The sequence below is a fragment of the Paenibacillus sp. FSL H8-0034 genome (assembly GCF_038000305.1).
GTDB lineage: Bacteria > Bacillota > Bacilli > Paenibacillales > NBRC-103111 > Paenibacillus_S.
Genome location: NZ_JBBOBS010000001.1, coordinates 1,358,351 through 1,372,188, shown reverse-complemented (window position 1 = coordinate 1,372,188; position 13,838 = coordinate 1,358,351). Strand labels below are relative to the sequence as shown.

12 protein-coding genes are annotated in these 13,838 nt (G+C 46.2%); 1 reads left to right on the top strand and 11 read right to left on the bottom strand.

From position 1 onward, the window contains the following. The first annotated feature begins 228 nt into the window (after positions 1-228). Positions 229-777: a hypothetical protein gene (locus NST47_RS06200; RefSeq protein ID WP_341154353.1), complete on the top strand. Its 549-nt coding sequence runs from the start codon at positions 229-231 to the stop codon at positions 775-777. A gap of 78 nt (positions 778-855) precedes the next feature. On the opposite strand, the gene NST47_RS06195 is transcribed toward NST47_RS06200, so the two are convergent. The 11 genes from NST47_RS06195 to NST47_RS06145 form a co-directional block, all read right to left on the bottom strand. After that, positions 856-1,299, bottom strand: a complete 444-nt coding sequence (locus NST47_RS06195) for a HEAT repeat domain-containing protein (RefSeq protein WP_341154352.1) — start codon at positions 1,297-1,299, stop codon at positions 856-858. An 18-nt stretch (positions 1,300-1,317) separates the two neighbouring features. Beyond that, positions 1,318-1,497 carry a DUF3934 family protein gene (locus tag NST47_RS06190; protein ID WP_076237791.1) on the bottom strand — a complete coding sequence of 60 codons (180 nt, stop codon included), beginning with the start codon at positions 1,495-1,497 and terminating at the stop codon, positions 1,318-1,320. 137 nt (positions 1,498-1,634) lie between these two features. After that, positions 1,635-2,456, bottom strand: coding sequence for an SDR family oxidoreductase (locus NST47_RS06185; protein ID WP_341154351.1), 822 nt, complete (start codon positions 2,454-2,456; stop codon positions 1,635-1,637). Between the two features lie 65 nt (positions 2,457-2,521). Continuing rightward, complete coding sequence (locus tag NST47_RS06180; RefSeq protein ID WP_341154350.1) at positions 2,522-2,971, bottom strand: MarR family winged helix-turn-helix transcriptional regulator; 450 nt, start codon at positions 2,969-2,971, stop codon at positions 2,522-2,524. A 376-nt stretch (positions 2,972-3,347) separates the two neighbouring features. Next, positions 3,348-5,504, bottom strand: a complete 2,157-nt coding sequence (locus tag NST47_RS06175; protein WP_341154349.1) for an EAL domain-containing protein — start codon at positions 5,502-5,504, stop codon at positions 3,348-3,350. 273 nt (positions 5,505-5,777) lie between these two features. Further along, entirely contained in the window at positions 5,778-6,968 is a 1,191-nt protein-coding gene (locus NST47_RS06170; RefSeq protein ID WP_445667356.1) for a sugar ABC transporter permease, read from the bottom strand. After that, entirely contained in the window at positions 6,961-8,490 is a 1,530-nt protein-coding gene (locus NST47_RS06165; RefSeq protein WP_341154348.1) for a xylose ABC transporter ATP-binding protein, read from the bottom strand. The genes NST47_RS06170 and NST47_RS06165 overlap by 8 nt, the downstream gene beginning before the upstream one ends. A gap of 70 nt (positions 8,491-8,560) precedes the next feature. Next, positions 8,561-9,655, bottom strand: a complete 1,095-nt coding sequence (xylF, locus tag NST47_RS06160) for a D-xylose ABC transporter substrate-binding protein (protein WP_341154347.1) — start codon at positions 9,653-9,655, stop codon at positions 8,561-8,563. A 130-nt stretch (positions 9,656-9,785) separates the two neighbouring features. Next, positions 9,786-11,375: a response regulator gene (locus NST47_RS06155; RefSeq protein ID WP_341154346.1), complete on the bottom strand. Its 1,590-nt coding sequence runs from the start codon at positions 11,373-11,375 to the stop codon at positions 9,786-9,788. Further along, positions 11,372-12,829: a sensor histidine kinase gene (locus NST47_RS06150; protein WP_341154345.1), complete on the bottom strand. Its 1,458-nt coding sequence runs from the start codon at positions 12,827-12,829 to the stop codon at positions 11,372-11,374. The genes NST47_RS06155 and NST47_RS06150 overlap by 4 nt, the downstream gene beginning before the upstream one ends. Continuing rightward, positions 12,810-13,802 (bottom strand): sugar ABC transporter substrate-binding protein, encoded by a 993-nt coding sequence (locus tag NST47_RS06145; protein WP_341154344.1) that lies wholly within the window; start codon positions 13,800-13,802, stop codon positions 12,810-12,812. The genes NST47_RS06150 and NST47_RS06145 overlap by 20 nt, the downstream gene beginning before the upstream one ends. Positions 13,803-13,838 lie beyond the last annotated feature (36 nt).

Below are 13,838 nucleotides of genomic sequence, written 5' to 3'. Positions count from 1 at the left end.
CAATAGACTAGGCCGTAAAGCAGCAGTGTGTGATATTTATTGTGTTATTTTTCATACTGTTCGCGTCAAGCATATCTTCTCTGGGGGTAGTATGTCGTATTGAATCCTTTGCACCGTCATCGTTTTCCATTATAATTATAGTATTCCAGCAAATTCTATGAACTCACAAATAAGCAGCCCCCACATTTATCAACACCCTGTCCTAGGACCAGAAGAGGAGCGTTATCTATGAAAAACACCCTGAAAAAAGCTTTGCTGCCAGCCATCGCCTTAAGCCTTATGTTCGTCATACCTGCCACAGCTGTTGAACCATCGAGCACGATTACTGAAAATATTCAAGCTTTAGCTGCTCCAGCTTCTCCCCAATCCATATCCTTTCAAGTTCCGATGCACGATTATTGCAGTTCGGATAACCCGTTTGATTTTGGCTTTCAATTGTCAAATGCAAGCAGTACAACCGCGAATATAACCTTATACTTATACCAGAAGGATGGAACCGTGCTTCCTGATACAGGGATTACCTCCGCAGGTCTGGAATCTACGATCACCCCCGGCAAACCCTTTAACTTGCAAGGAAACGCTACGGAGCTGTATCATATGAATTATGGTAACCATAAAAAATGCGACGAACGGATTTATTCCGGAAAAATTGAAGTTAACAATGGACAAGCCTCGCTGCTTGCCAAAGGATGGGTATATCGAAGAGTGGGTTCTGAAACCAAGCTGTCGGAGCTGATTACAATCAATCAAAGCAAAGCGTTTGATCTGGCTAAATAATGCATATGGACGCTACATCATACAAAGAAACCCAACACCGTAAAGAGCTATTGGTGTTGGGTCTTTTATGAAACTTGTCTATTTTTTCGTTAATGACGCCCACGTTTGCTCAAGCCACGCATCAAAATCCGCGCCCTTTTCGCCTTCGTAAGTATCATACACATCAGTTCTCATCTTTTTCAGTTTTTCTTTGAATTCCTCATACGTATGGCCTTCAGGAAAGCTCTTTTTAATTCTTGTAAATATTTTGGCAGTCCCTTTAATCAGTTCGCCTTTTTTCTTGGAGGGCAGTTGGACCTCTTCACCGAAAGCCTTCAGCTTATGGAACGCAGCCTCTTGAACCTGAAATACCGTATCGTTGTTCATGATCCGTGTAAGCACAGCGATAACTTGTGGGATATTCCACTGTCCCAGCTCTTCAACCGCATCCAACCGTTCTTTCCAATTCGCTGTACGATTGGCTGACTTGATTAATCCCTCATAATTGGGGGGTAATTCACTTTGTGCTGCTATGTTATTCAAACCATCGATCTCCTTTGTCTACTTGTCCGATTTGTCACCTTTATTACTGCCAGCGTTCTTGGTCCCGCCTGCTTTATCTGCTTTGCTCGTATACGGTTTGGGAGAGTTCTTGGCTCTATTGGCGCTAGCTTGCCATCGATTCCAGCCTTTACTGTCTGTTCCTCTACCTGTTCCACCCTTGCCCTTAGCTTTACTCAAATAATCACTCCGCTATCAATTGTATACTTAATTATTATACCTAGTATGTTGAAATATACAGTATCGAAACCGATATGTACAGAAAAAAGCCCAAGCCTATTGGAAACCTGGGTTTTTCGTAAAATAATTCATAGACATCATTGATATTGAGCAGTGATAAAAGGCTGGATGCTTTCTTTTAGTGAAGTGACGGGACCACCTATTAATTTCTCCAAATCGGCTGAGGTTGAGGACGTATCGATCCTGCGCAAGTAACCGTATATCCAGTTGTGGATTTGAGGTTCCTGACGAAGTGAAACCGGCTTACCCGCAAGCTCAGACAGCACAATCACCAGATCATGAAAGGTCCATGGACGCGGCGCAGTCAGCTCATAGCTTTGATGCTCATGACCCGATTCAGTAAGAACGGCTGCTGTTCCTTTCGCCAGATCACTTCGTGTTACCGTATTAAATTGCCAATCTCCAGGGTAAACGCTCAGCTCCCCAGAAGTTAGGGCGGTATCCAGACCAAGTACTCCAACAAAATCCGTATACAACGCATTCCGCAAAAAAGTGTGGGGAATTCCGGTTGTCAGAATCGCATGCTCTGTGGCCAAATGCAAATGAGACGGTGCAATCGAGCCGACTCCAAGAAAAGCAAAGCTCGTATATAGAAGATGTTCGACTTTGGATTGCTTCGCCGCCTCTATAACATGGGCATGCTGTCGCAACCGAATCGTATCGTCTGGATTGGAGCTTGATATGAGTAATAGCTTGGAAACTCCGGTGAAAGCTTGTTCCAGTGATTCCGGTTGATCGTAGTCGCAATAACGCACTTCAATTCCTTGCTTCTGATACGCAATAGCTTTTTCAGGGTGACGAACACACGCAACGATTTGATCTGCCGATACTTTTTGGAGAAGCTGCTCCATAATTAAACTTCCTAATTGACCATTGGCCCCTGTAATGACAATCGACATCGGATAACATCCTTCCTGTGGCAGTATTTTAGTTAAGCACTTAACTAAATGGACAACAAGAAATTTTACATTCTTGTTAGTTTATTTAATAAGACCAGCAATTGCTGCAGTTCTTGCTCATTCAGGACGTTCATTTTCTCGGCAATCTGTTGACGGTTTTCGGGTAAGTGCTTCAATAGGATGCTCTGGCCTTCACTTGTTATTGAAATCACCGTTTTTCTACCATCCTGCGGATGGCTTGCCCGAATAATCAAGCCTTCATGTTCCAAGGGGATCAGCAAGAGACTAATATTCGATTTGGTAACGCCTATTTTGCGGGCCAGCATGGAAGGGAGTATCGTGCCCCCCTCCTTCATGATTTCAACCAATATTCGAATTCTGGCACCATTCAGACCTTTGGACTGCCAATATCGTTCCGACACATCGACTAATTTAGCCGTTGCTTCAACCAGAGAAAAAAAAGCAACTGTATGCAAAGGTAAATCCAGTACGTATTCCTGCAGATCCTTCTTCATCCAACCACCGCCAATAAATAGTTAAGCACTTAACTTTATTTACTGTACAATAGCTGCATGCCATCTGTCAAACATAGACGTACTTCACTTGGTCACCTATAATACCATCGGCCTGCCCATTGTAATAGTGTTCATCGAATACCTGAATGGTGTTCGAATTCGCAGAGCGAAGCATATGCTGGAGGGGACGGATTTAAAGATACGGGAAAATGCATACCCATCCGTTGAACACAAGGCTTCAGGATTAACTGGATACCGCAAAGCAATGGCTCTACTCGATTTATCCGCGATAAAGCGTTCATGCTGCACAAAAAGCATGCTGACACGTCAGTATGCCTTTTGTGCTGCTCTGGCTGGCTGGCGAACCTTTACAATCTCAGTAGCTGTGAGTTATTGGCATACCTTGCAGATACGCTCCAAAATCCTGATCGGATAAAGGTTTGCTGAATAAAAAGCCTTGTCCTTGATTGCAGCCGTCCTCTTGCAGAATGGCTAACTGCTCTTGACTTTCAACACCTTCGGCAATCACATTGATATCCAACGTTTGAGCTATGGTCAATATGGCTTTGACAATGGCCTGACTCTCTTTATTATGATGAATATCCCGAATAAACGAGGCATCAATTTTCAAGGTATTAACGGGAAGATGCTTAATATAACTGAATGAACTGTAGCCGGTTCCAAAATCATCTATGGAGGTATGGACTCCTAATACCTTAATTGCTTCCAGAATGGTCACAGCATGATCAATATCAGCAAAAACACTTTCGGTAACTTCCAGCTCCAACCATTGCGGATCCAGTTCGGTCATCGTTAGTACCTCTTTGACCTTGTCCAGCAGATCAGGCTGATAAAATTGTCTGGCCGACAAATTCACAGATAGTTGTACATGAGGGTATCCTTGAGTCTGCCATTTTTTATTTTGCGCGCAGCTATGCCGCAGAACCCATTCTCCCAGAGGGATAATCAGTCCCGTATCTTCTGCTACAGGAATGAATTTATCAGGAGGTATTCTCCCTAATTCGGGATGATTCCATCTCACAAGTGCTTCCATACCGACTAACTGTCCCGTTGATAGATCAAGCTTAGGCTGATAATCAATATGAAATTGCTCAAGCTCAATCGCCTTTTTCAGCTCGTTTTCTAACAGGATACGTGCCAAAGAACGCTCCTCCATATCCGAATGAAAGAATGAAACCCCATTCCTTCCCATATTCTTAGCAGCATATAAGGCCATATCTGCGCGTTTTAACAGCTCATCCGGGTCCCTCCCATTGGAAGGGAAAAAGGAGACTCCCATACTGCAGGACATACTATAAAGCTGCCCGGCAAGCTCGATCGGTTCTTGAAGACTGGTTTGAATGGTGATTGACACCGATTCCACTTCCGTCAGGCTCGACAGGCTCTTTAATAGCACAACAAATTCATCGCCCCCCAGACGAGCGACCAAACCGTTGGGACCGACGCAATGGCTGATTCTTTTAGCTGATTCTATAAGAATAAGATCGCCGGCTTCATGTCCAAGCGAATCATTGATGTCTTTAAATCGATCTAAATCCAGAAACATAATCGCTAATTGAGTATGTTGACGCTTCGCTAGCTGAACCTCCTTGCGCAACCGATCCATAAATAATCGTCGATTCGGTAAATCCGTTAAGGTATCGTGGTAAGCTAAATGATAAATCGTTTGCTCCGATTTTTTCCGTTCGGTAATATCACGCATGACGAGAACGAGGCTTGTAACCTCCCCGTTTGCTTGGAGAATCGGATTAAGCGTCGTTTCCACATATAAGTACCTATCACTGCGCGTTCGAACTCGAAACTCCAGTTGAGTCGACGATTTTCTCGTATGTATGATTTGCTGAATACTAGTAGATACAATCTCACGATCCTCTTCATGTACCCATTGATGCAAATGACTGGATTCAAAGCTAGTCAGGTCGTGTCCTAACAAAATCATGTGCGATGGGGATGCATACACAAAGTTCCCTGCTGTATCGATGATTGAAATCAGATCCGACGAATTTTCGGTAATTAAACGGTATTTTTCCTCGCTTTTTCTTATCTCTTCCTCCATTTGCTTGCGACGGGTAATATCATTTCGAATCGAAACATAATGGTAAGGTCTTCCCTGTTCATTTAAAAATGGAACGATCGTCGTATCTACCCAGTAGAATGTGCCATCCTTGGCTTGATTCCTGATTTCTCCTCGCCAAATACGTCCAGACCCAATTGTGGCCCACATGTCCTTGAAATAATCGCGGGCGTGATAGTTTGAATTTAATATCCGGTGATCTTGTCCCAGTAATTCATTCCGCTCATATTGAGAAATTTTACAAAACTGATCATTGACGTAGAGAATGGTTCCACGCGGGTCGGTGATGGCCACAATGGATGACTGGTCCAATGCATGTCTAATATCTGACAGTTCCTTCAAAGCACCTCGAAGTCTTTCGTCATTCTCCAATAACAGGCTGTCCTCAGAAGGATAGGTTGGGGAATTGGATAAGCTGTTGGTACTCTGTTCCTTCATTAATTGTCACCTCCAGCATGTAATTATTGCTTTATCATCTATCGAACTTATTTGCTCTCCTACTTGCACATGCAAAATAAACCCACCCCGCCAATCATAAGGGTCGGTTTGTATGGCTTAATTGTATTGTAATTAATCTATACGTATTTGTCTACGGGAATGGGAAATACTTCATTGTATAAAAAAGGCTGCATGAGTTGTTCGCTCATACAACCTCGCAGCAGGTACGGACCCAGCTGCTGTTCAATCCATAAGCTTCGGAATTCGCATGGCTTACGCCTTTTTCTTTTTTTGACGGCTGTAAATATCGAACCATACGGCAACGACCAGGATGCTGCCTTTGGCAATCAGCTGCCAATACGAGTCCACGTTCATGATGCTCATTCCATTATCGAGACTGGCCATTACCAATGCCCCGATAATAGCGCCGATAATCGTTCCAGCACCGCCAAGCAAGCTCGTTCCGCCGATAACGCAGGCTGCAATCGCGTCCAGCTCATACATATTACCGGCATTAGACGTAGCCGCATTCAGCCTTGCGGTCAGAATCAATCCGGCTACCGCTGCCAGTGTGTTGCACAGCACAAAGACAACAAGCAATCTTCGTTTCGTATTGATCCCGGATAAGCGGGACGCCTCGGCATTGCCTCCTACCGCATACGTTTGGCGTCCAAACACAGTGTTTTTGGCCATGAAAGTGAAGATCACTGCCAAGACGATGACGATCAGAAAGGGTACGGGTATACCTTGATATTGATTCATGAGAAGCACGAAGCCAAGAATGAGTGCGGCATAGATGACAGCCTTGGCCATTGTGAACGTCATAGGCTCCAGCTCAAAGCCGTATTTTTTGCGTGAATTTCGCTTGCGGAGCAGTCCAATCACCAGAAATACGATTGCAATTACTGCCAAAATGAGACCGATGGGTCCAATTAAATACGATTGGCCTATATACTTGAATCCCGGGGATAGCGGAGCAATCGTTTTACTGCCGGAAATGCCCAGCCAAAGCCCCCGAAATACCATCATGCCGCCCAACGTCACGATAAATGCGGGAACAGCCCGATAAGCGACCCACCAGCCCTGAATGAATCCGATCACTGCGCCCAGCAATATGGTAGCTATAATGACGGGGACCGTACTCCAGTCATACCAAACATTGAGAATGGCGGCCACCCCGCCGGTCAAGCCAACAATCGAGCCAATAGACAAATCGATCTGTCCGGCAACTATGACAAGTACCATGCCAATCGCCAATACCGAGGTGACCGACATTTGCAAAAATAAGTTGGATAGATTTCTCGGTGTCAGGAAGGTGTCGTTAAGCAAGGAGAACAACAGCCATATCGCCACCAAAGCGCCGATCATCGCGTAGGCCCTAATGTCCATTTTCATCCACAGCTGAATTTTTCTCTGATTTTTGCCCCTGTCTACCGGTACGTGTATGCCGCCAAAATTAGCCATGTTTGATTCCCCCTGTTGCTGCCGCCATGATAACCTCCTGAGTTGCTGATTGATAGTTGAATATACCGGCCATCTTGCCCTCCGAAATCACCATAATCCGGTGACTGACCCCTAGAACTTCAGGCAGTTCGGATGAGATCATAATAATGGCCACCCCCTGCGATAATAATTGATTCATGATGTTATAAATTTCGAACTTAGCGCCTACATCGATCCCACGCGTCGGCTCATCCAATATGAGAATTTTGGGCTTGGTCATTAACCATTTCCCAATAACCACCTTCTGCTGGTTGCCGCCGCTTAATGTACCTACAACGGTTTCTACCGAATTCGCTTTTATTTTCAGCTGTTGAATGTAATCCTGACCGACGGCTATTTCCTGATTTTCCTGAATGACCCCGCGGACGGAAATGCTATGTAAACTGGACAAGCTGATATTGTTTTTAATATCCATATCCAGCACCAGCCCATATTTTTTTCGATCCTCGGATACTAGTGCCATTCCGTGCTCTATGGCCTGTTGTGTACTTCTAATATTTGCAGGTTTGCCGTCAATGGCAACGCTGCCTTGCTTTGCTCCCTCATAAGCTCCAAACAAACTCAGCACCAATTCACTGCGACCGGCTCCGACCAAACCCGAGATGCCGAGAATTTCTCCCTGCTTTAATTCAAAAGATAGGTTGTCAATCACTTTACGTCCCGGCTGGCTCGGGTCCCATACCGTGTAATCCTTTACTGCCAACATCGTTGTACCCGGTTGTGCCTCCACACGTGGAAATCGTTCTTTTAATTCCCGTCCCACCATAAGTGAAATCACTTTATCCTCGGTCAATTCCGATGTCGGCTGCGAAGCAATCGTCAGTCCATCACGCAGTATGGTAATCGTATCCGCGATCTCGAATACTTCATTTAATTTATGTGAGATATAAATGCAGGTAACGCCCAGATTTTTGAACTCTTTCAAAATGGCAAGCAAAATAGCAACTTCCTTTTCGGTCAGTGCCGCTGTCGGCTCATCGAGGATGAGGATTTTTGCCTTCTTGGATAAGGCTTTTGCTATTTCAATCAATTGCTGCTGCCCAATGCCAAGCGTACCCGTAATCCGATCCGGCTTGATGCCGCTTAAACCCACCTGACGCAGCCAGCTTTCCGTCTCGAGATAAACATAATCCCAATCCATAATACCGAAGCGGGAAGGCTCGTTTCCTAGAAACAGATTTTCGCCAACGGTCAGATTCTTCACCAATGCAAGCTCCTGATAGATGATAGCAATGCCTGCCTTCTCCGCATCTTTAATATGTCCGAACCGCTGTACGACACCGTCGACCAGAATTTCACCTTCGTAGGTTCCCGCCGGATACAGCCCACTTAGCACTTTCATTAAAGTCGATTTGCCCGCTCCGTTCTCCCCGCACAAAGCGTGCACCTCACCCTTTTTCACCTTAAATGTGACCTGATTCAGTGCCTTAACCCCCGGAAATTCCTTCGTAATCGTTTTCATCTCAAGGGCCATGGTTTCCATGTAATTATTCCCCCTTCTCGGTTTCCCTCTCAGAAAAAGGGCGGGATTCCCCGCCCTCTCGGCTCGCTGCTTATTTCTTAACGTTCTTGTATACATCTTCTTTCTTATGAAAGCCGTCCGCAATGACGGTTGAATCCACATTATCTTTGTTCACCGCTACAGGATCGAGCAGAATGGAAGGTACATCGATTTTGGCATTATTCACTTTTTTCGGAGCGTCTACCTTTTCGCCCTTAGCCATCTTCACAGCAACAGTAGCAGCTTCATCCGCCAGCTTCTTCAGCGGCTTATACACGGTCATTAACTGCGTACCTTCAACAATACGCTGCATCGCAGCCAGCTCCGCATCTTGGCCGGAAACCGGAATTTTACCAGCCAGCTTCTGCGCCGTCAGTGCTTGAATAACTCCGCCTGCTGTACCGTCGTTGGCAGCAACAACTGCATCAACCTCATTCTTGTTCGTTGTCAGCGCATTTTCCATATTAGCCAGTGCGTTGGCCGGACCCCAATCCTTGGTCCATTGCTCGTATACAATCTTGATATCGCCTTTATCCACCAGCGGCTTTAAAATGTTCATCTGCCCTTTTTTGAATAAATGTGCATTATTGTCTGTTTCTGAGCCCTCGATCAGCACATATTTGCCTTTTGGCGCTTTTTCAACAATCGCTTTCGCCTGCATCTCACCAACGCGCTCATTATCAAAGGAAATGTAAAGGTCCACGTCCGAGTTTTTGATCAATCGGTCATAAGAGATGACCTTGATGTTGGCCGCATGTGCTTTTTGAACAATGGCTGCTGTCGCCTCAGCGTTATGAGGAACGACCACAAGTATGTCTACACCTTGGCTGATCAAGTTCTCCGCCTGTGCGATTTGCTTAGCGTCATCGCTGTTCGCTGCCTGCACGTTAACTTCCGCTCCAAGCTCCTTGGCTTTGGCTACGAACATGTCGCGGTCACGCTGCCAACGTTCTTCCTGCAAGGTGTCCAGCGACATCCCGATAACAATCTTCTTGTCTTTCTTATCCGCGGCTGGAGCTGTAGCGGCTGGCTTCGAATCGCCACCTGCTGCCGCTGGCTTGGTTTCTCCAGTCGTGCAGCCCGTTAGAGCTACGGTAAAAGTCAATGCCAAGCCCAACATGCCGCTCTTGTTCAACCATTTGTTCATCAATTCGAACCTCTCCCTCTAATTGTAAAGTTATTTGTTTGTTAAACTTGCTTACAACTTGAATTTATCATGGGGAGAGCGCTTTCAGTTGAACCATTATCTGCACTATCTTGTTATCTTCTTCACTTTTTTAAACGCTTTCATGGTTAGTGGATAGCGGACGATGCCGCGTCAGCAAATCTTTTCGATAATCAGTCGGTGATTGGCCTACGGTTCTTTTAAACACACGGCTGAAGTAATTCGGATCATGGTAGCCTACCTCATAGGCAATCTCCTTCAAGCTCTTGCCTTCATCAGACATAAGTCCCTTCGCCTTATCGATCCGGCGCTCCGTCAAAAAATCCACATAGTTCGTCCCGAAGGTTTCCTTAAACAGCCGGCTTATATAAAATGGGCTGACCTGGACATGCTCAGCGATCAAATCAAGCGATATTTCCCGCTGTGCATGCTGGATAATATAGGCTTTGACCTTGAGCATCAAGTCGGGCTCTACCTGCGATTGCATCTCCTTGACGGAACGTACGATTCCATCAACAATACGAAGCAGCTCCGACCGAAGCTGGGCATAGCTCACCATTTGAAAGGCATAATAAGGCTTTTCTGTCTTGGCACCCAGTTCCAGGGTAAATCGGGACAAGATCAATAGCAGGTCTTGAACCCGCTGCTGTGCTTCAACCAGTCGACAGCTCTCAGCTTCAAAGCCATTGATCCATTGCTGCAGAAGCCTGTTCACCTCATGCCATTGGCCTCGGCGAGCTTGCTCCAGCACCTCCTTTTCCGTTTCCGAAGAACGCAGAGCTGACCGATTATCCTCTTGCAGCAGATCGGAATAATGCCGACAATGGGTCGGAATCGACAAATCAGTGGAAGCTAACAGTGCCTCATGATACGATTGCCGGATATCGTGAGTAGACTCCGAGCAGCTTCCTATACCTATAAATACGCGTACACCACGAAAGCAGCTAACGTAATTAAGTAATTTGCGTATGAGCGAGGTGCTTTGCGCACGGTACGATTGCTGCACATCAGCCAGAACAATAATCGGCAGCTGGTTAAAGCTGAGCTTCCCAACCCATCCATCTGAAGTGGTTCGGAAATATTCGGTCAGCGATTTATAGACGGCGGGCAAGCTTGCGTCATCGCCTTCCGTCTGAATCGTACATACCATGACAAAGGCAGGCCCCTGCTCCTTCCATTCCAGCAATGACATCATTTCCTGCAGATGCGACTCGTGAACGCTGTCATATAATAACTGTGTCACATAATCCGCCTCCAATACAGGCAGCAGCTTATCCAGCCTTTCCACTACACGAAGCTGCCGCTGACGATTCTCCCGCTCCCCCTCCAGCTCCTTCAGCACCTGGCCCACCGTCTCCAAAATCACCGACGACTTGCTTGGCTTCAGCATATAATCGCTCACCTGCAGGCGGAGCGCTTGTTGGGCATAATCGAAGGAATCAAACGCCGTGACCATAATGATCTTGACATCACGATCCGTGCTGCGGATAATCTGGGCCGCTTGCAGTCCGTCCACTCCCGGCATCTTGATATCCAATAAAATCACATCAGGTCGATGCTGCTCCGCCAGCTCCACCGCCATTCTCCCGTTGTGCGCCAGCCCGACGATTTCGATGTCATTCAGGCCTTTCGTTAAAATACGGCTCAGCGCTTCACGTTCGAGCTCCTCATCGTCAGCGATCAATATTTTAAATGTAGTCATCCCTTAATTCCTCCTTGTTGCGGCAAAGTCAACCGAATGACGGTTCCTTTGTCCTTATCACTACTAATTTGAACGACGTCGTCCGCCCCACAATACAACTGGAGACGCCGAATCACATTGGGAATACCTATACCGGTAGTTGTACCAACTGGGGTAGATTCCTCCGGATCATGATCCCGTAAATGGAAAAAAGCAGCAATCTGCTCCTCCTTCATGCCGCTGCCATCGTCGGCAATTTCGATGATCACTTGTTCATTCTGTCTAATTACCTCGATACGGATCGTCCCCCCCTGCTCAAGCGGTTCAATGGCATGGATGATCGCATTTTCAACAAAGGGCTGCAGCGTCATACAAGGAATAGGTACGGTAAAACACGACTCATCCAGCTTCAGCTCATACCCTACTCTGGAGCCGAATCGGGCTTTCTGTATGATCAAATATTCTTGAATGACATGCAGCTCCTCCCTGAGCGTCACCATCCCTTTCAAGCTTCGCAGATTGTAGCGCAGAAGACCGGACACACTCGCAATCAGCTCGCTGGTTTCCTCGGCACCTTCCAAATAAGCTTTTTTGGCCAGCATGTTCAGTGTATTGAATAAAAAGTGAGGATTGATTTGATTTTGCAAGCTGCGCAGCTCGCTTTCCTTCAACAATAATTTATGATCCCGTAAATCTTTTTCCAGCTGCGCTTTGATACTCATTTCCTCAATCAAATTTTTGATACTGATTCTCATCCGATTCATTGTCAAGGTGAGCAAGGACAACTCATCCCTGCCTTTGATTTCTATAGGCTTATCAAAATTACCCGCAGATATTTCCCGGGCTGCAGCCGCTAACGTTCGAACCGGACGGGTAATGCTGCCGACAAATTGATACGAGAACAAAAATAGCAGCGCCGAGGCCAGACCTAAGCTCCAAAATCCAAGCTTGCGCAAATCTGCACTCTGCCGAATCATACGCACATAAAAATCGTTATATGTATTCAACTCCTGGTTAAGCAAAGAAAGCATTTCCTCATGAACGAATTTGTTGACTTGGATCGCTTCCTCCAGCCTTGTCAGTGCCGAGTTTTTCTCCTGTCGCTCGGTATCCTTGGCTGAGAGCTTCATCGTCTCGACCAGGCTCGCAATCATATTTTTGAAATTAAGCAAGGTCGTCATGTTACCCGAATTGATAAGCGCGGGCAGCTCGACATAATTTCTTTCGAGTTTCTCGACCGCGTAGCTAAATCGGGCTTCTGTTTCCTTACTGGGGTTATTGGTATACCCGTTAAGCTGCTTGACCGCTTCCGTACTCAGATTCGTCAGCTCGTTCATTGCCATATAGCGCTGCAGAATCGAATTGTATTTTTCAATCGTCAGTTGGTGCTGATTGTTAAGAAACAGCCATAGACCTGCCATAAATACCAAAATAATGACCGTCAGCATGATCATTTTACTTTGCAATGTTTTCATGCATGAACTCCTCACTCGTATACAGCCGATTCGTCACATAATGGTAAGGCTCCAGCGGCAGATTCTTGCCTCGCAGCCATTCCAACGCTAATGAAACGCTGGTTTGTCCGACATCGCCGTCATCATGCAGCATGACCCCATCAATCTTGTTCGAAGATATCAAATGCATAATTTCCGGTGAATCATCAAAGGCAGCAACAAAATAATCCTGAATCCGATCACGGCTAGTAAGCGCTTGCACAGAGCCGACCACGGACTCCGAGCTTAATCCGACTACTGCACGCAGATGCTCGCCATCATTTAATAAATCGTTTGTGCGTCGATAGGCCCCATCACGGGAGTCTCCTTCAAACTGCGCCTGAACGACGCGGATCGCCGGGTACTTGGTTAGCGCTTGTACAATTCCCTTCAACCGTTCATTTTGATAGCTGTGATCCTTACTGTCATACAGAATACCAACGGCTCCCTCATAATGAACAGCCTTCGCGACCTTATCAGCCATCTGATTGCCTTCAATGAAATGGTCTGCGCCAACATACACTTTTCTCAGGCTGTCCGGTGAGTCAGTAAATACGGTAATGACTGCAATCCCCTGAGCGGATGCCTTATTCACGACTTGAACAAACCTCGGGCTGTCCATCCCCTGAACAATCATGACATCGACCCTGGCGGCTATCCCGACCTCCATTTGCTTCATAATTTCATCCTCGTTCGGCCGTACCGCGTTGCGAAATTGGATCGAAGCTCCCTGCTTCTGCGCTTCTTCCAAGGCTCTTTCCTGAACGCGTCCCCTGGAGGGCGCATTCTGCTCGGTAGCGATAAACATTAACCTGTATTTGGTATCAGGAGCAGCTGTGTTTTGGAACTCGTCGGTTTGGTTGGCCATATAAAACTGGTAGGTATAATACATCGTAAACACTAACGTAGTGGCGATACAAGTGATGCTTAGAAAGAAACCGAGCCATTTGCGCACATAGCAGCCTCCTATTAATTCCATGTATTACTAAAT

Coding starts and splice junctions, on each gene's coding strand:
- NST47_RS06200 (WP_341154353.1), top strand. CDS start 229: ATGAAAAACACCCTGAAAAAAGCTTTGCTGCCAGCCATCGCCTTAAGC.
- NST47_RS06185 (WP_341154351.1), bottom strand. CDS start 2,456: ATGTCGATTGTCATTACAGGGGCCAATGGTCAATTAGGAAGTTTAATT.
- NST47_RS06180 (WP_341154350.1), bottom strand. CDS start 2,971: ATGAAGAAGGATCTGCAGGAATACGTACTGGATTTACCTTTGCATACA.
- NST47_RS06175 (WP_341154349.1), bottom strand. CDS start 5,504: ATGAAGGAACAGAGTACCAACAGCTTATCCAATTCCCCAACCTATCCT.
- NST47_RS06170 (WP_445667356.1), bottom strand. CDS start 6,968: ATGGCTAATTTTGGCGGCATACACGTACCGGTAGACAGGGGCAAAAAT.
- NST47_RS06165 (WP_341154348.1), bottom strand. CDS start 8,490: ATGGAAACCATGGCCCTTGAGATGAAAACGATTACGAAGGAATTTCCG.
- xylF (WP_341154347.1), bottom strand. CDS start 9,655: ATGAACAAATGGTTGAACAAGAGCGGCATGTTGGGCTTGGCATTGACT.
- NST47_RS06155 (WP_341154346.1), bottom strand. CDS start 11,375: ATGACTACATTTAAAATATTGATCGCTGACGATGAGGAGCTCGAACGT.
- NST47_RS06150 (WP_341154345.1), bottom strand. CDS start 12,829: ATGAAAACATTGCAAAGTAAAATGATCATGCTGACGGTCATTATTTTG.